The 19,231-nt window shown below is 61.3% G+C and carries 16 protein-coding genes; 11 read left to right on the forward strand and 5 right to left on the reverse strand.

Annotation, left to right across the window (positions count from 1 at the left end):
- Nucleotides 1–58: 58 nt before the first annotated feature.
- From urtB to ureC, 10 genes are all read left to right on the forward strand, one after another.
- Nucleotides 59–1,561 carry an urea ABC transporter permease subunit UrtB gene (gene urtB / locus ACKZ62_RS25650; RefSeq protein ID WP_447096007.1) on the forward strand — a complete coding sequence of 501 codons (1,503 nt, stop codon included), beginning with the start codon at nucleotides 59–61 and terminating at the stop codon, nucleotides 1,559–1,561.
- Complete coding sequence (urtC, locus tag ACKZ62_RS25655) at nucleotides 1,561–2,628, forward strand: urea ABC transporter permease subunit UrtC (RefSeq protein ID WP_032890586.1); 1,068 nt, start codon at nucleotides 1,561–1,563, stop codon at nucleotides 2,626–2,628. The genes urtB and urtC overlap by 1 nt, the downstream gene beginning before the upstream one ends.
- Nucleotides 2,625–3,458: an urea ABC transporter ATP-binding protein UrtD gene (gene urtD / locus ACKZ62_RS25660; protein ID WP_095186045.1), complete on the forward strand. Its 834-nt coding sequence runs from the start codon at nucleotides 2,625–2,627 to the stop codon at nucleotides 3,456–3,458. The genes urtC and urtD overlap by 4 nt, the downstream gene beginning before the upstream one ends.
- 355 nt (nucleotides 3,459–3,813) lie before the next feature.
- Nucleotides 3,814–4,512 carry an urea ABC transporter ATP-binding subunit UrtE gene (gene urtE, locus ACKZ62_RS25665; protein WP_447096008.1) on the forward strand — a complete coding sequence of 233 codons (699 nt, stop codon included), beginning with the start codon at nucleotides 3,814–3,816 and terminating at the stop codon, nucleotides 4,510–4,512.
- A 31-nt stretch (nucleotides 4,513–4,543) separates the two neighbouring features.
- Nucleotides 4,544–5,383, forward strand: a complete 840-nt coding sequence (locus ACKZ62_RS25670) for an urease accessory protein UreD (protein WP_032890578.1) — start codon at nucleotides 4,544–4,546, stop codon at nucleotides 5,381–5,383.
- Nucleotides 5,384–5,526: 143 nt separating this feature from the next.
- Complete coding sequence (gene ureA / locus ACKZ62_RS25675; RefSeq protein ID WP_003171437.1) at nucleotides 5,527–5,829, forward strand: urease subunit gamma; 303 nt, start codon at nucleotides 5,527–5,529, stop codon at nucleotides 5,827–5,829.
- A 9-nt stretch (nucleotides 5,830–5,838) separates the two neighbouring features.
- Entirely contained in the window at nucleotides 5,839–6,351 is a 513-nt protein-coding gene (locus ACKZ62_RS25680; RefSeq protein ID WP_447096009.1) for a GNAT family N-acetyltransferase, read from the forward strand.
- 3 nt (nucleotides 6,352–6,354) lie between these two features.
- A complete protein-coding gene (locus ACKZ62_RS25685; protein ID WP_032890574.1) occupies nucleotides 6,355–6,888 on the forward strand; it encodes a GNAT family N-acetyltransferase in 534 nt (177 codons plus the stop codon).
- Nucleotides 6,885–7,190: an urease subunit beta gene (locus ACKZ62_RS25690; protein WP_032890572.1), complete on the forward strand. Its 306-nt coding sequence runs from the start codon at nucleotides 6,885–6,887 to the stop codon at nucleotides 7,188–7,190. Before ACKZ62_RS25685 ends, ACKZ62_RS25690 begins: the two co-directional genes overlap by 4 nt.
- A 132-nt stretch (nucleotides 7,191–7,322) precedes the next feature.
- A complete protein-coding gene (gene ureC / locus ACKZ62_RS25695; RefSeq protein WP_447096010.1) occupies nucleotides 7,323–9,023 on the forward strand; it encodes an urease subunit alpha in 1,701 nt (566 codons plus the stop codon).
- A gap of 20 nt (nucleotides 9,024–9,043) precedes the next feature.
- Here ureC and ACKZ62_RS25700 read toward each other — a convergent pair whose 3' ends face one another.
- Both ACKZ62_RS25700 and ACKZ62_RS25705 read right to left on the reverse strand, forming a co-directional pair.
- Nucleotides 9,044–14,161 carry a dermonecrotic toxin domain-containing protein gene (locus ACKZ62_RS25700; protein ID WP_447096011.1) on the reverse strand — a complete coding sequence of 1,706 codons (5,118 nt, stop codon included), beginning with the start codon at nucleotides 14,159–14,161 and terminating at the stop codon, nucleotides 9,044–9,046.
- Nucleotides 14,162–14,260: 99 nt separating this feature from the next.
- The gene (locus ACKZ62_RS25705) at nucleotides 14,261–15,196 is read right to left on the reverse strand and encodes a DnaJ C-terminal domain-containing protein (protein ID WP_447096012.1); all 936 of its coding nucleotides are present in this window, start codon (nucleotides 15,194–15,196) and stop codon (nucleotides 14,261–14,263) included.
- 238 nt (nucleotides 15,197–15,434) lie between these two features.
- On the opposite strand from ACKZ62_RS25705, the gene ACKZ62_RS25710 reads away from it, so the two are divergent.
- Complete coding sequence (locus ACKZ62_RS25710) at nucleotides 15,435–16,703, forward strand: Hsp70 family protein (RefSeq protein WP_095186047.1); 1,269 nt, start codon at nucleotides 15,435–15,437, stop codon at nucleotides 16,701–16,703.
- A gap of 139 nt (nucleotides 16,704–16,842) precedes the next feature.
- On the opposite strand, the gene ACKZ62_RS25715 is transcribed toward ACKZ62_RS25710, so the two are convergent.
- From ACKZ62_RS25715 to ACKZ62_RS25725, 3 genes are all read right to left on the reverse strand, one after another.
- A complete protein-coding gene (locus ACKZ62_RS25715) occupies nucleotides 16,843–17,856 on the reverse strand; it encodes an AI-2E family transporter (protein ID WP_447096013.1) in 1,014 nt (337 codons plus the stop codon).
- A 146-nt stretch (nucleotides 17,857–18,002) separates the two neighbouring features.
- Nucleotides 18,003–18,302, reverse strand: a complete 300-nt coding sequence (locus tag ACKZ62_RS25720) for a PsiF family protein (protein ID WP_017849707.1) — start codon at nucleotides 18,300–18,302, stop codon at nucleotides 18,003–18,005.
- A 70-nt stretch (nucleotides 18,303–18,372) separates the two neighbouring features.
- Entirely contained in the window at nucleotides 18,373–19,161 is a 789-nt protein-coding gene (locus tag ACKZ62_RS25725) for an AraC family transcriptional regulator (protein WP_032890562.1), read from the reverse strand.
- Nucleotides 19,162–19,231: the final 70 nt, after the last annotated feature.

Genomic DNA, 19,231 nt, shown 5'->3' on the forward strand with positions numbered 1-19,231 from the left:
CTGCTATCGGGGGCAAGCCCCCTCACACACTGTCCACGCATGATCAGGACATTTGTTTATGCCCACTGCCCTCACACGCTACCTCCTGACGCTGCTGCTGTTGCTGCCCCTGGCCGCACACGCCAGCGACGCCGAAGACTTCCAGGCCGCCAACCCGACGCAACAAGCCAAGCTCCTCCAGGACTGGGCTGCAAAGCCTGACCCGGCGCGCATCGAGTTGGTGGACGCCCTGCAACAAGGTCAGCTTACGGTCAATGGCGAAACCAAAACCGTGCGCCTGAACAACCGCCTGCGCGGCTTGATCGATAACGTGCAAGCCAGCCAGCAACTGCTCGCCGCCGACCCCAAGGTGCGCTTGGCGGCTGCGCAAACGCTGCAAAAAACCGCGCAACCTGCGCAGCTCAAATTCCTCGACCAGCAAGTCGCCGCCGAAACCGACGAAGGCGTGCACACCGCCCTGAGCCTGGCCCTGGCCAACCTGCAACTGGTCGACACCGACCCGGCCGTGCGCCTGGCTGCCGTGCGCTTGCTCGGCAGCACCGGCGACCCGCTGGCCCGCACGCGCCTTGAAGCCCTGCTCGCACCTGGCGTCGAAACCAATGCCGCCGTGCACACCGCCGCCGAAACCAGCCTGGCCCAGGTCAAACGCAAATTGATGTTTGGCGAAATCCTCGGCCAGGCCTTCAGCGGCATGTCCCTGGGCTCGATCCTGCTGCTCGCGGCCCTGGGGCTGGCGATCACCTTCGGCCTCCTCGGCGTGATCAACATGGCCCACGGCGAGATGCTGATGCTCGGCGCCTATTCCACCTATGTGGTGCAACTGCTGATGCAGCGCTACGTGCCTGCGGCCATCGAGTTCTACCCGCTGATCGCGCTGCCGGTGGCGTTTTTCGTCACCGCCGCGATCGGCATGGCCCTCGAGCGCACGGTGATTCGTCACTTGTATGGTCGCCCTCTGGAAACCCTGCTCGCCACCTGGGGCATCAGCCTGATGCTGATCCAGGCCGTGCGCCTGGTGTTCGGCGCGCAGAACGTCGAAGTGGCCAACCCTGAATGGTTGTCCGGCGGTATCCAAGTGCTGCCCAACCTAGTGCTGCCGTACAACCGCATCGTGATCATCGCCTTCGCACTGTTTGTCGTCGTCCTCACTTGGCTGCTGCTCAACAAGACGCGCCTGGGCCTCAACGTGCGCGCCGTCACCCAGAACCGCAACATGGCCGCCTGCTGCGGCGTGCCCACCGGGCGCGTGGACATGCTCGCCTTTGGCCTGGGCTCGGGCATCGCCGGGTTAGGCGGCGTCGCGCTGAGCCAGATCGGCAACGTTGGCCCGGACTTGGGCCAGAGCTACATCATCGACTCGTTCCTGGTGGTGGTATTGGGCGGTGTCGGCCAGTTGGCCGGTAGCGTCACGGCGGCCTTCGGCCTGGGTATCGCCAACAAGATTCTGGAACCGCAGATCGGCGCCGTGCTCGGCAAGATCCTGATCCTCGCGCTGATCATTCTGTTTATCCAGAAACGCCCGCAAGGACTCTTCGCACTGAAAGGACGGGTGATCGACTGATGAACCAGCCATTGATGCTTACGGCCGCGCAAAAGGCCGGCCCCAAGGCGACGATTGCCACCGGTGTGATCATCCTGATCCTGCTGCTGGCCTTGCCGCTGTGCTCGCTGCTCTCGCCGGAAAACCCGCTGCATGTCTCGGCGTACACCCTGACGCTGGTGGGCAAGATCCTCTGCTACGCCATCGTCGCCCTGGCCCTGGATCTGGTGTGGGGTTACGCCGGGATGCTGTCCCTCGGTCACGGTTTGTTCTTCGCCCTCGGCGGTTATGCAATGGGCATGTACCTGATGCGCCAGGCGTCCGGCGATGAACTGCCGGCGTTCATGACCTTCCTGTCGTGGACCGAATTGCCCTGGTATTGGGCTGGCACCGATCACTTCCTCTGGGCGCTGTGCCTGGTGGTATTGGCGCCAGGTGTGCTCGCTTTGGTGTTCGGTTTCTTCGCCTTCCGTTCGCGGATCAAGGGCGTGTATTTCTCGATCATGACCCAGGCCCTGACCTTCGCCGGGATGCTGTTGTTCTTTCGCAACGAAACCGGGTTCGGCGGCAATAACGGCTTTACCAACTTTCGCAGCATCTTGGGTTTTGGCATTACCGAGCCGGGCACACGGGCAGCGTTGTTCCTGGCCACGGTGCTGCTGTTGGTCGCCAGCCTGTACATCGGCTGGCGCCTGGCCCAGAGCAAGTTCGGCCGGGTGCTGACCGCCCTGCGCGACGCGGAGAACCGCCTGATGTTCTGTGGCTACGACCCGCGTGGTTTCAAGCTGTTTGTGTGGGTGTTGAGTGCGGTGCTGTGCGGTTTGGCCGGCGCCTTGTACGTGCCACAAGTGGGCATCATCAACCCGAGTGAAATGTCGCCGACCAACTCCATCGAAGCCGCCGTGTGGGTGGCCTTGGGCGGGCGCGGCACCTTGATCGGCCCGCTGCTCGGCGCCGGTGTGGTCAATGGCATGAAGAGCTGGTTCACCGTGGCCTTTCCGGAATACTGGCTGTTCTTCCTCGGGGCGCTGTTCATCATCGTCACCCTGTACCTGCCCAAGGGCGTTATCGGCTTGCTGAAGAAATGAGGAACGTCATGCTCGAACCTATTTTTGACGCGGGCAGCGGCCGCGATGCCATCGGCATCGGCCAGGCCGCGGGCAAGGGCCTCAACACCCGCCACGGCACCATCCTGACCCTGGAAGACATCAGCGTCAGCTTCGACGGTTTCAAGGCACTCAACGACTTGAATCTCTACATCGGCGTAGGTGAACTGCGCTGCATCATCGGCCCCAACGGCGCGGGCAAGACCACGATGATGGACGTGATTACCGGCAAGACCCGGCCCAGCCACGGCAATGCCTGGTTCGGCGAAACCCTGGACCTGACCAGCATGAGCGAAGTGCAAATCGCCCAGGCCGGTATCGGCCGCAAGTTCCAGAAGCCAACGGTGTTCGAAGCCTTGAGCGTGTTCGAAAACCTGGAGCTGGCGCAGAAGACCGACAAGTCGGTGTGGGCCAGCTTGCGTGCACGCTTGAGTGGCGAGCAGAAAGACCGGATTGATGAAGTGCTCGATACCATCCGCCTCACTGCCTCGGTGCATCGCCCCGCCGGGTTGCTGTCCCACGGCCAGAAGCAGTTCCTGGAAATCGGCATGCTGCTGATGCAAGACCCGCAACTGTTGCTGCTGGACGAACCGGTGGCGGGCATGACCGACGCCGAAACCGAATTCACTGCCGAACTGTTCAAGCGCCTGGCGGGCAAGCATTCGTTGATGGTGGTGGAGCACGACATGGGCTTTGTCGGCTCGATTGCCGACCATGTGACGGTGTTGCACCAAGGCAGCGTGCTGGCCGAAGGGTCGCTGGAACAGGTGCAGGAAAATGAGCGGGTGATCGAGGTTTATCTCGGTCGCTGAACAGCTTCAGGCGGATGCGAAAATGTGTGTTGCGCAGGACTTTGTGGTGAGCAGGACTGACTATGTGCTGAGTAGGACTTTGTGGTTAGCAGGACTATGTGCTGAGCAGGACTATGTGGTGAGCAGGACTATGTGGTGAGCGGGCTTGCCCCGCGCTGGGTCGCGAAGCGGCCCCAGAACCAGGCAATGAGTTTTACCTGATAGAACGCGGTGAATGGGAAAGGGGCCGCTTCGCGGCCCAGCGCGGGGCAAGCCCGCTCACCACAAAAGCCCGCTCACCACAAAAGTCGGTTCACCACAAAAGTCGATTCACCATAAAAGCCAGCCACCGGCACGATTTGAGGAGGGTTTGAACATGCTGCAAGTCGACAAGCTGCACCAGTATTACGGCGGTAGCCACATCCTGCGCGGGCTCTCGTTTGACGTGAAGATCGGCGAAGTCACCTGCCTGCTCGGCCGTAATGGCGTGGGCAAGACCACCCTACTCAAGTGTTTGATGGGGTTGCTGCCCGCCAAAGAGGGTGCGGTGAACTGGGAAGGCAAGGCCATCACCGGTCTCAAACCGCACCAGCGCGTGCACGCCGGTATCGCCTACGTGCCTCAAGGCCGGGAGATTTTCGGTCGGCTGACGGTGGAAGAAAACTTGTTGATGGGCCTGTCGCGCTTCCCGGGTTCCGAGGCCAAGGAAGTGCCGGCGTTTATCTACGAACTGTTCCCGGTATTACTGCAAATGAAGCATCGGCGCGGCGGTGACTTATCCGGCGGCCAGCAGCAACAGCTTGCTATCGGGAGAGCCCTCGCCAGCCGCCCGCGCCTGTTGATTCTCGATGAGCCCACCGAAGGCATCCAACCGTCGGTGATCAAAGAGATCGGCGCCGTGATCAAAAAGCTCGCAGCGCAGGGCGATATGGCGATTCTGTTGGTGGAACAGTTCTACGACTTCGCCGCTGAACTGGCCGACCAGTACCTAGTGATGTCACGGGGCGAAATCGTGCAGCAGGGCCGTGGAGAAAATATGGAAAGCGAGGGTGTACGCGGTCTCGTAACCATCTAATCTGTAGCGTCCTAACGATAAGCATAAAGACATGAACCTGCCCGTTACCCCTGCCCTGTTCACCCCCAGCTGGCACGCCGAGCTCGAACTCGGCTATGCGCGTTTCGGCGACACCACGCGCCCGGTGATGCGCCGCCACCTCGGCCCGCTGCGGGTGCAAAAGCACCTGTATGCCGAAGGCCCGGAGGTGTGCCAGCACATCATCGTGCACCCGCCCGGCGGGATTGCCGGTGGGGATCGCCTGGACATCAGCGCCCACGTCGCCGAGGGCGCCTGGGCCCAATTGACCAGCCCTGGCGCGGCCAAGTGGTACCGCGCCAGTGGCCCGGCCTTCCAGCAACTCGAACTGACTGTCGAAGCCGGCGCCACCCTGGAATGGCTGCCCCAGGAAACCATCGTATTCAGCGCCGCCCAGGCCGAACTCACCACGCGCATCGACCTACAAGGCGATGCCCGATTGTTCTACTGGGACGTGATCGCCCTGGGCCGTCCGGCCAGTGGCGAGCGCTTCGACTTGGGGCACTTTCAATCGCACCTGGATATCCGCCGCGACGGCCAGTTGCTCTGGCATGAACGCCAGCGCATTGTCGGCGCCGATGGGTTGCTCGACTCGCCCATCGGCCTGGACGGGCAGCCGGTATTTGCCACCCTGTTGGTGACTGGCGAAATCACCCCTGAATTGCTTGAGCAATGTCGCGCGCTGCCGAATGCAGTACGCGGCGACCTGACCCAATTACCCGGCTTGCTGGTCGCCCGCTGCCTGGCCAGTGAAGCGCTGCTGGCGCGGGGATGGTTGATTGATTTATGGAAACTGTTACGTCCCGCTCTGTTTGGGCGAGAGGCGGTCGCACCACGAATCTGGAGCACATGAAGATCAGCATGTGGGAGGGGGCTTGCTCCCGATAGCGGTGGGTCAGTGACAGATGTATTGCCTGACATTCCCCATCGGGGCAAGCCCCCTCCCACAGGGGATCTACGGTGTTTTTATGAATGATGTTTGAAGGACCTTGAACCATGGACCTGACCCCACGGGAAAAAGACAAACTGCTGATCTTCACCGCAGGCTTAGTGGCCGAGCGCCGCCTGGCGCGCGGGGTGAAGCTCAACTACCCGGAAACCATCGCCTATATCTCCGCCGCCTTGATGGAAGGCGCCCGCGATGGCCGCACCGTTGCCGACTTGATGCACTACGGCACCACCCTGCTCAGCCGTGAACAGGTGATGGAAGGCATCCCGGAAATGATCCCGGATATCCAGGTGGAAGCGACCTTCCCGGACGGCACCAAACTGGTCACCGTCCACCAACCCATCGCCTGAGGCCCGGTCATGATTCGTGATGCAAGTGAAAGCGACCTGCCAGCCATCCGCGACATCTACAACGATGCGGTACGCAACACCACGGCGATCTGGAACGAACAACCGGTAGACCTGGCCAACCGCTTGGCATGGTTTAACACGCGTCAGGCCCAGGCGTATCCGATCCTGGTATCGGTCGAGCACGATGAAGTCACCGGCTACGCCTCGTTTGGCGACTGGCGCCCTTTCGAAGGCTTTCGCTACAGCGTCGAGCACTCGGTGTATGTGCGTAACGACCAGCGTGGCAAAGGCCTTGGCCCGCAGTTGATGGCCGCCTTGATCGAACGCGCGCGCATAGGCGGCAAGTACGTGATGGTCGCCGCCATCGAAAGCGGCAACCAGGCTTCGATCCGCCTGCATGAGCGCCTGGGGTTTATCACCACCGGGCAAATGCCGCAGGTGGGTATCAAATTTGGTCGCTGGCTCGACCTGACCTTTATGCAACTGGCCTTGAACCCGGGCGCCGAACCGCCCAAGGAGTGATCGATGAGCGCTGCGCAACTGCGTCGAGTCAATGCAGAGAGTTTTGCCCATTACCGCGAGGGCCTGATTGAGCTGTTGCTGGACGCGGTCAAGCACGGTGCATCGGTGGGTTTTATGGCCGACTTCGATGAAGCCCAGGCCCGCGAGTATCTGCGCGGCGTTCAGTCGAGCATCGAAGACGCCAGCCTGCTGCTGTGGGTGGTGGTGCGCGACGAACAGGTGCAGGCCAGCGTGCAATTGGCGCTGTGCCAGAAAGCCAATGGCCTGAACCGCGCCGAGGTGCAAAAGCTGCTGGTGCACAGCAGTGCGCGCCGCCACGGCCTCGGCCAACAACTGATGCACACCCTGGAACTTGCCGCGCGCCAGCACAAGCGCGGCCTGCTGTACCTGGACACCGAAGCCGGCTCCGGGGCCGAAGCGTTCTACCAGGCGCTGCGCTACACCAAGATAGGCGAACTGCCCGATTACTGCCAAAGCCCGGACGGGCGCTACAGCCCGACCGCCATCTACTTCAAGACCCTGGGGCAACCTGCATGATTCCTGGCGAATATCAGATCCAGCCCGGCGAGATCGAACTCAACGTCGGCCGTCGCACCATCACGCTCAGCGTGGCCAACAGCGGCGACCGGCCGATCCAGGTGGGCTCGCACTATCACTTTTTCGAAACCAATGACGCGCTGACGTTTGACCGTGCGGCAAGCCGCGGCATGCGCCTGAATATTCCGGCGGGCACGGCGGTACGGTTTGAGCCGGGGCAAAGCCGTGAGATCGAGTTGGTCGATTTGAGCGGCGGACGGCGGGTATTCGGGTTTGCCGGGCGGGTCATGGGCGATCTTTAGGGCCTCATCGGGGGCAAGTCGAATCGTCGCACCGCCCCTCCCACATTTGAATGTGTTCACACATCAAAGGTGGGAGGGGGCTTGCCCCCGATAGCGATTTCACATTCAACACAAATATTTCAGGGCACACACATGAAAATCAGCCGCCAAGCCTACGCCGACATGTACGGCCCCACCGTCGGTGACAAGGTCCGCCTGGCCGACACCGAGCTGTTCGTCGAAGTCGAAAAGGACTTCACCGTCTACGGCGAAGAAGTCAAATTCGGCGGCGGCAAAGTGATCCGCGACGGCCAGGGCCAGAGTCAGTTGCTCGCCCATGAAGTGGTGGACACCCTGATCACCAACGCGCTGATCATTGATCACTGGGGCATCGTCAAAGCCGATGTCGGCCTGAAGAACGGTCGTATCCACGCCATCGGCAAGGCCGGCAACCCGGACATCCAGCCGGGCGTGACCATGACCATCGGCGCCAGCACCGAAGTGATCGCCGGTGAAGGCATGATCCTCACCGCCGGCGGCATCGATTCCCACGTGCATTTCATTTGCCCGCAACAGATCGAGGAGGCGCTGACCAGCGGCGTCACCACCATGATCGGCGGCGGCACCGGCCCGGCCACCGGCACCAACGCCACCACCTGCACGTCGGGCCCGTGGCACCTGGCACGCATGCTTCAGGCCAGTGATTCATTCCCGATGAACATCGGTTTTACCGGCAAGGGCAACGCCAGCCTGCCGGAGCCGTTGATCGAACAGGTCAAGGCCGGCGCCATCGGTTTGAAGCTGCACGAAGACTGGGGCACCACGCCCGCCAGCATCGACAACTGCCTGAGCGTCGCCGACCAGTACGACGTGCAGGTGGCGATCCACAGCGACACCCTCAACGAGTCCGGCTTCGTCGAAACCACCCTCGCCGCGCTCAAGGGTCGCACCATCCACACCTACCACACCGAAGGTGCCGGTGGCGGCCATGCGCCGGACATCATCAAGGCCTGCGGCTTCCCCAACGTACTGCCAAGTTCGACCAACCCGACGCGGCCGTTCACGCGCAATACCATCGATGAGCACTTGGACATGTTGATGGTCTGCCATCACCTGGACCCGAGCATTGCCGAAGACGTGGCCTTCGCTGAAAGCCGCATCCGCCGCGAGACCATCGCCGCCGAAGACATCCTGCACGACCTCGGCGCGTTCTCGATGATCAGCTCCGACAGCCAGGCCATGGGCCGCGTGGGCGAAGTGATCACGCGCACCTGGCAAACCGCCGACAAGATGAAAAAACAGCGCGGCCCGCTGCCAGGCGATGGCGCCGGTAACGACAATTTCCGCGCCAAACGGTACATCGCCAAGTACACCATCAACCCGGCGATCACCCATGGCATCAGCCATATCGTCGGTTCCATCGAGGTGGGCAAATGGGCTGATCTGGTGCTGTGGCGGCCGGCGTTCTTTGGCATCAAGCCGACCCTGATTCTCAAGGGCGGCGCAATTGCCTCCAGCCTGATGGGCGACGCCAACGCGTCAATCCCCACCCCGCAACCCGTGCACTACCGCCCGATGTTCGCCAGCTTTGGCAGCTCGTTGCACGCCACCAGCCTGACCTTTATCAGCCAGGCCGCGCTGGACGCCGGATTGCCCGACGCCCTGGGGTTGAAGAAGCAGATCGCGGTGGTTAAGGGCTGTCGCGATGTGCAAAAAACCGACCTGATCCACAACGATTACCTACCGGAAATCGAAGTGGATCCGCAGACCTATCAGGTCAAGGCCGATGGTGTGCTGCTGTGGTGCGAACCGGCGGACGTGCTGCCGATGGCACAGCGTTACTTCCTGTTCTGAATCGTCACCCGCTCATGGGCTCAAGCTTCGCTGCCCTGAGCGGGTTGCGGGCTGCGGCCCATGATTTGATCGGTCATGGTGTAGAGCAGTTGCAAGCGCGCCTTTTGCACGGCGCTGATGTCGGAGAAATACTCCTCGTCACTCATCACGTACCCCGGCACGGAGTTCACCGACGATTTGCCCAGCGCCAGCACCGTGGTATCGATCGTCTCGCGCAGCGCTTGCTTTTGCTGCGGCGAAAGATCGCCGTCATTCGCCCATTCCTGTTGAGCGACCTGCAAACTGATCAAGTCATCGCCCCTGACCTGCAGCACCTTGAAGGGTTCGGGGTTCAACGACTCGACGAAGTTGGCCCAAAAGGATTCCTCCACGATCTGGTTGCGTAACTGGTCGCCTTCCTCCAGCGCCCGCACACGCAGGTAAGCCTCGTCCACCATCGCGCTTGTGACATCAGGCTCGTTGAACATCATGCTCTTGGACTGCCAGGGTAAATCCAGACGCCCGGCCAGCTGTGTGGCATAGGCCAGGTATATCTCGACTTCGTCGATGCTGCGCAGCGCATTTCCCTGGGCGTCGTACTGCCGCACCAACTCACCCTGCGCGTCGTATTGAGGAAAATTGCGACCCTGCGCGAGCAGTTCGTTGACTCTCGCTTGAGCGATCCGGCCCAACTCATGGAGCCTTGCGCGCCCCCTGGCCAGGTCCAGCAGTTCGATCTTTTTCAGCTCGACATTGGGAATTGCGTTGGCTTGGGACACCAGCACCTCCCCGCCCATAGCATTGAACAACTGGGCCCCGGCGTCGACACACGTGGTGGGTGCAGCGGCCATTTTGAACAAGGTGTCACACAGCACACTGTCTTCATGCATGGCCTCGATCATGCGCCACACCTTGGCTGTCAAATCGTTCCTGTATTCAGGCGTTCCCGCATCGGAAGATTCGTTCAGTTTGCGCAGTTCATTGAAAAACGGCTCGCTGCCTTCAAGCTCCTCGACCGCGTCCCAGTAGCGGGCTTTCACCACCCACTCCTGTTGCGTCAGGCCGGCCATCCAATGGGCGCTGTCCTGCACGCCCCTGGGGGGAAAACGTCGCCCGGCATCCATCCCGATGGACTCTATATAGAGCTTGAGCCGATCGAGTGCCTCAGGCGCCAACAACTCACGGGTCACCACGATTCTGGCGATGGTCTCTGCCCTGTCCGAGCCCGGCGCCACATCAGGCATTTCAGTGATCGGATTACCCGTCAGGTCCAGCACAAAACCTCGCGGCCTGGGGTGGGCGAAAAGGCCCGCCGGCAGTGCCTTCAAACCGCAGCCCGCCAGTTCCAGCCATTGCAGAAAACGCAGGCGCTTGAGGTTCAACCACTCACCGATGGGGTTACCGGCCAGCGTCAGCGAAATCAGTCGGGTCATATTGTTGATGTGCTGCGCGGTCTCTGCCGTCAGAACCAAGGCGTTATCGGCCAGGTCCAGCCCCTCCATGAACGGCATGTTCGCAAGGGCGGGCGGCAGGACAGTCAAGCGATTTTCGCTCAGATCCAACAGCCGAACCCTGCGGAACGCCGACAGAAAACGCGCGCCCTGGTCGGTCAGGTCGCACCGGGTCACCTGCAGGTTGGTGACATGATCGAAGTTGCCTGGCAGCTCTGGCAGGGTTGCCAACTGCGCCCCGAGCATCCGCTGCTGGTCGCGAGCGCCGCCTCGCAGTTTGATCCGCTGCCCTAGCACGTTACCGAGGGGATCGATGTCCAGCTCGCCGGTCATTCTCCAGGCGTTCATGATGGCATCCACAATCCGATACCGTGCGCGCAAAATCGACGGCGTTTTCGGCCCCTCCAAAAGCCAGTTGTAAAACGTCGCTTCAAGGTCTGCGAAATCACGCTCCAACGCACGCAGCCAGGCGTCGTCGGTGAGGCTGCGGTCCTGCAGAAAGGCCTCAACCTGCTCCTCCGTCAAACTGGGGTAAAGCGTTCGCAGCCGACGACGGAAAGTGCCCTCAACTCCGCCCACCCCGCGTCCGCTCAACGGATAGCCCGGCTGGCCGCTCGGTGCGCGCTGCGGGAACCTGAAGAACGGCTTGTTCCGCGGCGCCATGCGCAAGGCGTTGCTTAAGGCATCCCGTGGCAGCGCCCGCTGAATGACCAACGCATGCAACTGATCACCTTGGCCGACATGGGGCAGGCTAATCGCATTGCGATGGGCATCGGGCAAGGCGTGCTGCAACGCTCTATACAAGCTGTCGGTACCGTGTAGTTCATTGCCCTCTTCATCGAAGGGTTGATAAAGCCCATCAGCCACACGCGCCAGCACTTTGCGCTGGCCTGCATCCTCGGCGCCAAACACCGCGCGCAAGCTGCCATCGAACGAGCCCTCGCGCACTTCAAGCCGGATGTTGTCATGCCAGCCGGGCAGGTTTTCCAGGGAGTGCAGCACCAGGGTTTCGGTATCCGGGTTGTCCAACCGCTCCAGATACAACCCTTCATAAGCGTGCAACAGACGCATCTGCGCCTGCAGCTTGCGCGCCTCTTCGGCCAGCCGTAAGGGGAGTCGCCCCTTGGCATTGATGAATTCCAGCTCTTTGGGGGAAGCCGAGTCCAGCAGTTCCTGGGCGATCAGGCTCGGCAAGCGCTTGAAGTCGCGCTGCAAAACCTGCACGGCGGGGCTTTTAGGCGCAAGGCGCTCGCTGTACAGGCTTTTGAACAGCCGGGTGTGCTGGGTGGCCGCATACTCCGCCAGGCGGCGAGTCAATTCCGCCGCACGCGACGGGGTGTCGAGCCCTGTACGCTCACCCAACAGTGGCGTTAACTGTTCGTGGCTGAGGTGCTCGACAATGCGCCTGGACAGCTGGCCCTGCATCAGCTCGGCACGGCTGATCCGGATCAGGTCCCGCCCCGTCGCCAGCCGGTTGCCATAGCGCACCGCCGAATTGTCGAGCCCGTCCTCTCCCAACACTTCAATACCCGTGCTGGCCGGCCAATGGGCAAGCTCTGTGACCAGGCTGGCAGCATAACCGGTCAACTCGGCAGACAGACGTCCAGCCGTGATCTGCCGGTTGAGTTCCTTCGCCTGCCCGTAGGCGCGAAATTGCTGCGCGGTGTCCAGCAACACCGCCGGCACCGGCTCACTCTGCGCGTGGATTCGGCGCAACTGATCCTCATGGACATCGCTGACCTGACGGATCTGCTCAAGCTCCTCGTCGCTGAAGCCCTCCATCGCAGGGCCGATACGCCGCATCAGCGTCGCCCCTGTCCACTCCTGGGGCCGGTCGGCCTCATGCAGCCACCCGCCCTGGTTGTTGTGGCGCAGCAACGGCTGGTAGGCCTCTGCTCGCGTCGGGTGCTGGATACGGTAATGCCCGGTGGTGGCGTCCTCGACAATACGGTAATGCTTGCCCTCAATAGCGAGCACCGGTTGTCCATTCTGGCGATACACGCCGTGCTCGTCTGCTTGCCCCTGCGGCTCGTAATCCGGTAGTTCATAACCGTCGAGTCGTGGACGCCAAAGGGTCTTCCCGCCTGTGGGCAGGCGTACGTTTCTCAGGCTTTCGACCTGGCCCGACCATTGAACATGCGGCAATACCGCAGCGCCCGCGGCAAAAAATGCGGCATTGAGCGCTACCGAGGAAAAGCAGCGCCACATCTCTTTGATTTCACCCTGTTCATACGCCTCGATGCCATGGAACACGTCAGTCATCATCTGCCCAGCGCCCACCGCCAGCATGATCGGTCCAAGCCCCGGCACCACAAACGCCGCCAGGTTGAATACATTGAGCACCGCGTCCAGGAAACCTGCCATGCGCCTGGCCCGCGCCTGCGCGTCCTCGTCGCCGGTGGGCACGGCCACCGCCCTGGCATCGCTGAGCAGCTTGCGCATATGGGCCTGACGCTGTTCGATCCACACGTCGCCGGTGATCTCGAACGCTTCGATCGGCAATCTGGCGGGCTCGGCTTGCAGTACGAAATCCGTCTGCGTGTCGTCGCTTTCCTTTGGTTGATAGAGCTTGTTGAGTTGCTGAAAGAACTCACCTTGATGCTGCACGGGGATGAACTGGCTGAAGAAACGGCGGTAGGCGATGTTGTGCAGGCGCGCTCTCAAATCGGCCATGAACGCGTCGCCGGAGGCATATTCGCGCATCGGCTGCTGCGGATCGTTGGGGATATACACCACCACCCGCTCGGCATCGACACTGCTCAGGCGCTCTGGCCCGATCAGCAATGGCCCGACGAGCACAATGCCGAAGATTTTCAACGCCGCAAACGTGACCGGGCTGCCATCGAGGTAAGCGTTGCGCGAGCCGCTGAGCACCTGATCGAGCATCCGCCGTGCGCTGGCACTCACACCCGCTCTCCCGTTGGCGTCAGCCAACCGTTGCCGGCTGGCAATATCGAGACTCAGGGTAAATTGCTGGCGTTGGTGCGCATGCAATTGGTTCTCCAATGCGGTGCGCTGGGTTTGATCCTGCGGCTCAAGCACCGCCTTGAGATGCTCCTGATACAACTTACCCACGTTCAACGAGCGACACAGCTGGGCAAACTCGTGGGGCAGGATGGCCACGGCTTGATCCTGCAGAACGTCGAACCCCGGGATCACCTCCCCTTCGAACGCGCTGAATCGAGTGATGATCGAGCAATCGCGGCAACTCAAGGGTTGTTCTTCAGAAGGCTCGAAGTTGGCCAGGGCGGCTTCAAGCAGCGTTACGCCGCGATAACGGTAATTGGCATCCGGACTGCTGGTTTGATCGACGGTAAAAAATCCACCAAAGGCAGCTTGCTCTTTTCCGGGGGTGTACTTGCGGGCGAAGTACACCTGCCTGACATCCAGGTCCATGTTGAAACGTTGCTGAATCTGCGCTTTAAGCAGCGGTTCGGCGAAATCGAGCACGTCGTCAATGCGGGCAAGGTTGTCTTCGAGGTCGCGCTGAGCGGCGCGAAAGCGGGTGTGAGCGACCGCGAGGCTGGCTCGACCTGCCGAGTCGGCTTTCAGGTACCAATCCGGCAGTTGCAGCGAGTGGTCGGCCAACTCTTGCTGGCGCTGCTTGGGCGCCTGCAGAAACCAGGAAGGGACGCGGCTTTTCAGGAAGTCGTAATGCACTCCGCTATAGCCGGGCGAGGAAGTAGCGGGCGAAGGTATGTTTGGCATTTGGGCTCATCCGTGGCCAGGAATTAAGCCCTCAGCCTATCGAACGCCCTTGCGCCAAAAGGCACATATAGTTGTGCCGTTTGGCGCTTTTGCGTCAGTTCAGAACTGTTCGCGCGGGTTGAACGCGGCTTTCTCCGCCAGCGCCTGCCACAAGGCCTTGACCTCGTCGTCGGCAGCTTTGGGCATCACAGCCTTGAGCTGCACGAACAGGTAACCGCGCTGGCCCGCCTTGTTCAGCAAACCGTGGCCCTTGGCGCGCATGCGCTGGCCGTTCTGGCTGCCCGCCGGCACCTTGAGGTTGATCTTGCCGGTCAGCGTCGGTACGGCCACTTCAGTGCCCAGCGCCAGTTCCCACGGCGCCAGCGGCAGGTTGATGATCAGGTTTTCGCCATCCACTTCAAACTTGCTGTGGGGCGCAAACTTGATGATCAGGTACAGATCGCCGTTGGCCCCACCGCCGATGCCCGGCGCGCCCTGAGCCTTGAGGCGGATGCGCTCGCCGTCGGTCACACCGGCCGGGATCTTCACGTTCAGGCTCTTGGTGGTATTGCTCACATGCCGGCCCGAGGCGTCGTATTGCGGCACCTGGAAGCTGATCTGCTTGGACTCGGTGGACAGCGTTTCTTCAAGCGACACCGTCAGTTGCATCTCGACATCCTGGCCTTTGCGCCCGGCCGGACGGCGCTGGCCGCCGAAAGCATCGCCACGGTTACCGAAGATCGAACTGAAGAAGTCCGAAAAGTCCTCGCCCTGCCCGCCGCCGCCAAAGCCGCCACGGCTCTGCCAGCCCGGTGGCCCCTGGAACGGCTGGCCGTGCTGGCCGTATTTGCGCAGTTCATCGTATTCGGCGCGCTTATCGGCGCTCTTGAGCGCTTCATAGGCTTCGGACGCGTCCTTGAACTTGGCTTCGGCGTCTTTTTCCTTGCTCACATCGGGGTGATATTTACGCGCGAGTTTGCGATAGGCGGCCTTGATTTCCTTGTCATCGGCGCTCGGCTCGACACCCAATATCTTGTAGTAGTCTTTGAAATCCATCGGCGGTTCACCATCCTTCATCGAGATCGCACAGCCCTGGGCACAACGTGCGCTGCTTTGCACCTGTTGAGTCTTGTGGCCTGGGGGTACGTCAGAGTTTTATCGGCACTTGCCGTATGCACCAGATGTGGGGGCAAATCCCACACTTTCAAGCACGATTTAACGGATGGTCGGCCTACGCATCCGCCTTCGACTGGCATACACTGCGCGGCCGTTTTTCGACCGGAACCCGATAGACATGAAAAACCCATCCCCAGCCCGTGCTTGTGGTATCGACTTTGGCACGTCCAACTCCACCGTCGGCTGGATCCGCCCCGGCGAGGAGACGCTTATCGCGCTGGAGGACGACAAGATCACCCTGCCGTCGGTGGTGTTCTTCAACTTCGAGGAGCGCCGCCCGGTATACGGTCGCCTGGCGCTGCACGAGTACCTGGAAAACTACGAAGGCCGCCTGATGCGCTCGCTCAAGAGCCTGCTGGGTTCCAAGCTGATCAAGCACGACACCAGCGTGCTGGGCACGGCAATGCCGTTCACCGACCTGCTGGCACTGTTTATCGGCCAGCTCAAGAGCCGCGCCGAAGCCAACGCCGGCCGCGAGTTCGAAGAAGTGGTACTGGGCCGCCCGGTGTTCTTCGTCGATGACGATCCGATGGCCGACCAGGAAGCGGAAAACACTCTGGTGGATGTGGCGCGCAAGATCGGCTTCAAGGACATCTCGTTCCAGTACGAACCAATTGCCGCCGCGTTCGACTACGAGTCCACCATCGAGAAAGAAGAGTTGGTGCTGATCGTCGACATCGGCGGGGGTACGTCCGACTTCTCCCTGGTGCGCCTGTCGCCCGACCGCCGTCACAACGACAACCGCCACGACGACATCCTCGCCACCGGCGGCGTGCATATCGGCGGTACCGACTTCGATAAGCAACTGAGCCTGCAAGGCATGATGCCGCTGTTCGGCTACGGCAGCCGTATGAAAAGTGGCGCCTACATGCCCACCAGTCACCACATGAACCTGGCGACCTGGCACACCATCAACTCGGTGTACTCGCAAAAATCCCAGCTGGCCCTGGGCAGCATGCGCTATGACATCGAAGACACCGGCGGCATCGACCGCCTGTTCAAGTTGATCGAACAGCGCGCCGGGCACTGGCTGGCGATGGAAGTGGAAGAAACCAAGATCCAGCTGACCCACGCAGACAGCCGCCATGTGGCGCTGGACCGTATCGAAGCGGGCCTGAGCGTCGACTTGAGCCGGGCGCTGTTCGAATCGTCCATCGACGCCCTGCTGGAGCGTGTGCGCGGCAGCGTGACGCAACTGCTCAACGACGCTTCCGTGACCGTGGCTCAAGTGGACACGGTGTTCTTTACGGGCGGTTCCAGCGGCATTCCGGCGCTGCGCCACAGCATCTCGGCGATGCTGCCGAATGCGCGGCATGTGGAAGGCAATATCTTTGGCAGCATCGGCAGCGGTCTGGCGATTGAGGCGAGCAAGCGGTACGGCTGCTGAGTTTCACCTGAAATACGGTGGTGACTTCATCGGGGGCAAGCCCCCTCCCACACTGACTGTATTCACAAATCTATATGTGTAAACACAGTAAATAGGAGGGGGCTTGCCCCCGATGGCGCCCACCCAGGCACAACACGCCTTAAACCATCCCACCGAGTTTCAGCTCACTCTTCAGATACGCATAGTAGATCGGCCCTGCCACCACGCCCGGCAGACCGAATGCGGCTTCAAACACCAACATCGCGAGCAGCAATTCCCACGACTTGGCACTGATCTGCCCGCCAACAATGCGCGCATTGAGGAAGTACTCGACCTTGTGGATCACGATTAAATAGCCCAACGCCGCCACTGCCACCCAGATCGACAGCGACAGCGCGACGATGGTGATCAGGGTGTTGGACATCAGGTTGCCGATCACCGGCAGCAGGCCGAGCAGGAAGGTCAGCACGATCAGGGTTTTGGTCAGTGGCAGGTGAATGCCACACAGCGGCAGCACCACGGCGAGGAATATGGCGGTGAAGGCGGTGTTGAGCGCGGCGATCTTGATCTGAGCGAAGACGATGTTGCGAAAGGCCTGGACCAGCAGGTGCAGGCGGTCAAACAGCGCCGCCGCCAGGGGCTTGCGCCTGGTCAGGTCAGGCACGCGCTGCAGGGCGATGATCGCGCCGAGCACCATGCCGATCAGCAGGGTGACGAACATGTGCGCGGCGTCTTTGCCCACCAGTTGCAGCTCGCTCAGGTGTTTGCTCAGCCACTCACCGATGGCCACACGGAATTCGGCGGCGCTGGCCGGCAAGTAGGCGTCGAGGAATGGCGGAAGTTGGCCCCGCGCACGGTCGACCACGCCCATGAATTTGTCGAGGGAAGCCCCGGGATTTTCCGCTTCGTGGAGCAGGAAGCTAATGGCGCCGGCGAAGATCAGCGCAAGCACGCTGACAATCAGGGTCCCGAGCAACGCCACTGCCAGCCAGCGCGCGCGGCGGCCTTCGATCAGCCGTTGCAGTTGGGGGGTGAGCATGTTGACCAGTTCATAGACCAACAAACCGGCCAGCAGGCTGGGCAGCAATTTCAGCGGCAGCACCAGCAGCAGTCCGCCGAAAATGATGATGTAGCTGGCCAGCAACAACACATGACGCTGAGAAAACGTTGGCATACAGCCTCAAAAACGAACGGCGTTAAAGGATGGGCAGTCTGCCAGCCTTCAGAGAATCAAGCGAGTGGATAGGTTGTGAATGCGATCAAGTGTGAGAGGGGCACCTCCCCTCCCACATTTAATCTTCAGCACCGACGAAATCGTGATCAACCTTTAAGGCAGGTGCTCATGAACGTCTTGCGCGCATCGCCGGTCAGCGCTTTGGTTTTCGCCGACGCATTGCAATCCTTCATCTTCTGCTGCTGCGGCGTCAGGGTCTTGGCGTCATTGGCAGCCGGGGCCGACAGGCAGGTTTTCATGAACGCCTTGCGCTCGTCGCCCTTGAGCGTCTTGGTGGTGGCCTCAGCATTGCAGGTGGTCATTTTGTTTTGCTGGGCAGTGGCGGCAAAGCCTTGGGAACACAGCAGCAAGCCCATCATCAATAACGGAATACGCAGCATCTTCATGGAGTTTTCTCCCTGTTACCACGCCGATGGGCATGGCCTATCCGCAGTGTAGTCAAAGCCTGTTACATCTTCATCCACAGCGAATATTCGTCCGGCGGTACTGCTCCGGCGTGCAGCCAGCATGGCGCTGGAACATCGCGATAAACGCCGAGGCGGTGCTGTAGCCGAGGTCGAACGCCACCTGCTGCACGCTGCGTTCGCTGTCGAGGGCTTCGATGGCCGCCAGGTATCGCAGACGCTGGCGCCATTCACCGAAGCTCATGCCCAACTCGCGCACAAACTGGCGCGCCAGCGTGCGTTCGCTCACATGCACCTGTTCAGCCCATTGCGCCAGCGGGCGGTTATCGCCGGGGTCGGCCTGCATACCTTCCAGGACGCCAAGCAGCCCTGGGCGGCGGGCGTAGGGCAGGAAACCGTCGTGGATCGGTGCCTGCCGCAGTTGATCCACCAATACTTGGGCCAGGCGGATATCGGCTTCGGAATGCGGAATATTCACGTCACGCCGGGCGAAGTCGCGCAGGATCGCCTTGAGAATGTCGCTGATCGCCAGTGTGCAAGGCTGTTGTGGCAGTTGCTCGCAGAGCTCGGGGGCCAGGCCGACCGAGTGATAGACAATCGCCTGGGCGTTGTAGGAGCTGTGCTCAGTATTGGGCGGGATCCAGACCGCGTACTGCGGCGGCGACATAAAGCGGTTACCGGCCACTTCCATGCGCATCACACCGCTGGCGGAGTAATCCAGCGAGCCCCAGAAGTGCTGGTGCGGCGTGCACTCGGTGTCAGGGGCAAAGTCGGAATAACGGAAGTAGACCGGGCTGGGCAAGCTACGGAAATCGGCGAGGCGTACGGTGTGTCGGGCCATATTGTCTGGATGCAAAGGTGAGTTGTCTGGATCGCAGTATAGGCTTCGATCCAGACAGGGGATAATCCCG

This window comes from Pseudomonas sivasensis, assembly GCF_052938085.1.

Coding starts and splice junctions, on each gene's coding strand:
- urtB (WP_447096007.1), top strand. CDS start 59: ATGCCCACTGCCCTCACACGCTACCTCCTGACGCTGCTGCTGTTGCTG.
- urtC (WP_032890586.1), top strand. CDS start 1,561: ATGAACCAGCCATTGATGCTTACGGCCGCGCAAAAGGCCGGCCCCAAG.
- urtD (WP_095186045.1), top strand. CDS start 2,625: ATGAGGAACGTCATGCTCGAACCTATTTTTGACGCGGGCAGCGGCCGC.
- urtE (WP_447096008.1), top strand. CDS start 3,814: ATGCTGCAAGTCGACAAGCTGCACCAGTATTACGGCGGTAGCCACATC.
- ACKZ62_RS25670 (WP_032890578.1), top strand. CDS start 4,544: ATGAACCTGCCCGTTACCCCTGCCCTGTTCACCCCCAGCTGGCACGCC.
- ureA (WP_003171437.1), top strand. CDS start 5,527: ATGGACCTGACCCCACGGGAAAAAGACAAACTGCTGATCTTCACCGCA.
- ACKZ62_RS25680 (WP_447096009.1), top strand. CDS start 5,839: ATGATTCGTGATGCAAGTGAAAGCGACCTGCCAGCCATCCGCGACATC.
- ACKZ62_RS25685 (WP_032890574.1), top strand. CDS start 6,355: ATGAGCGCTGCGCAACTGCGTCGAGTCAATGCAGAGAGTTTTGCCCAT.
- ACKZ62_RS25690 (WP_032890572.1), top strand. CDS start 6,885: ATGATTCCTGGCGAATATCAGATCCAGCCCGGCGAGATCGAACTCAAC.
- ureC (WP_447096010.1), top strand. CDS start 7,323: ATGAAAATCAGCCGCCAAGCCTACGCCGACATGTACGGCCCCACCGTC.
- ACKZ62_RS25700 (WP_447096011.1), bottom strand. CDS start 14,161: ATGCCAAACATACCTTCGCCCGCTACTTCCTCGCCCGGCTATAGCGGA.
- ACKZ62_RS25705 (WP_447096012.1), bottom strand. CDS start 15,196: ATGGATTTCAAAGACTACTACAAGATATTGGGTGTCGAGCCGAGCGCC.
- ACKZ62_RS25710 (WP_095186047.1), top strand. CDS start 15,435: ATGAAAAACCCATCCCCAGCCCGTGCTTGTGGTATCGACTTTGGCACG.
- ACKZ62_RS25715 (WP_447096013.1), bottom strand. CDS start 17,856: ATGCCAACGTTTTCTCAGCGTCATGTGTTGTTGCTGGCCAGCTACATC.
- ACKZ62_RS25720 (WP_017849707.1), bottom strand. CDS start 18,302: ATGAAGATGCTGCGTATTCCGTTATTGATGATGGGCTTGCTGCTGTGT.
- ACKZ62_RS25725 (WP_032890562.1), bottom strand. CDS start 19,161: ATGGCCCGACACACCGTACGCCTCGCCGATTTCCGTAGCTTGCCCAGC.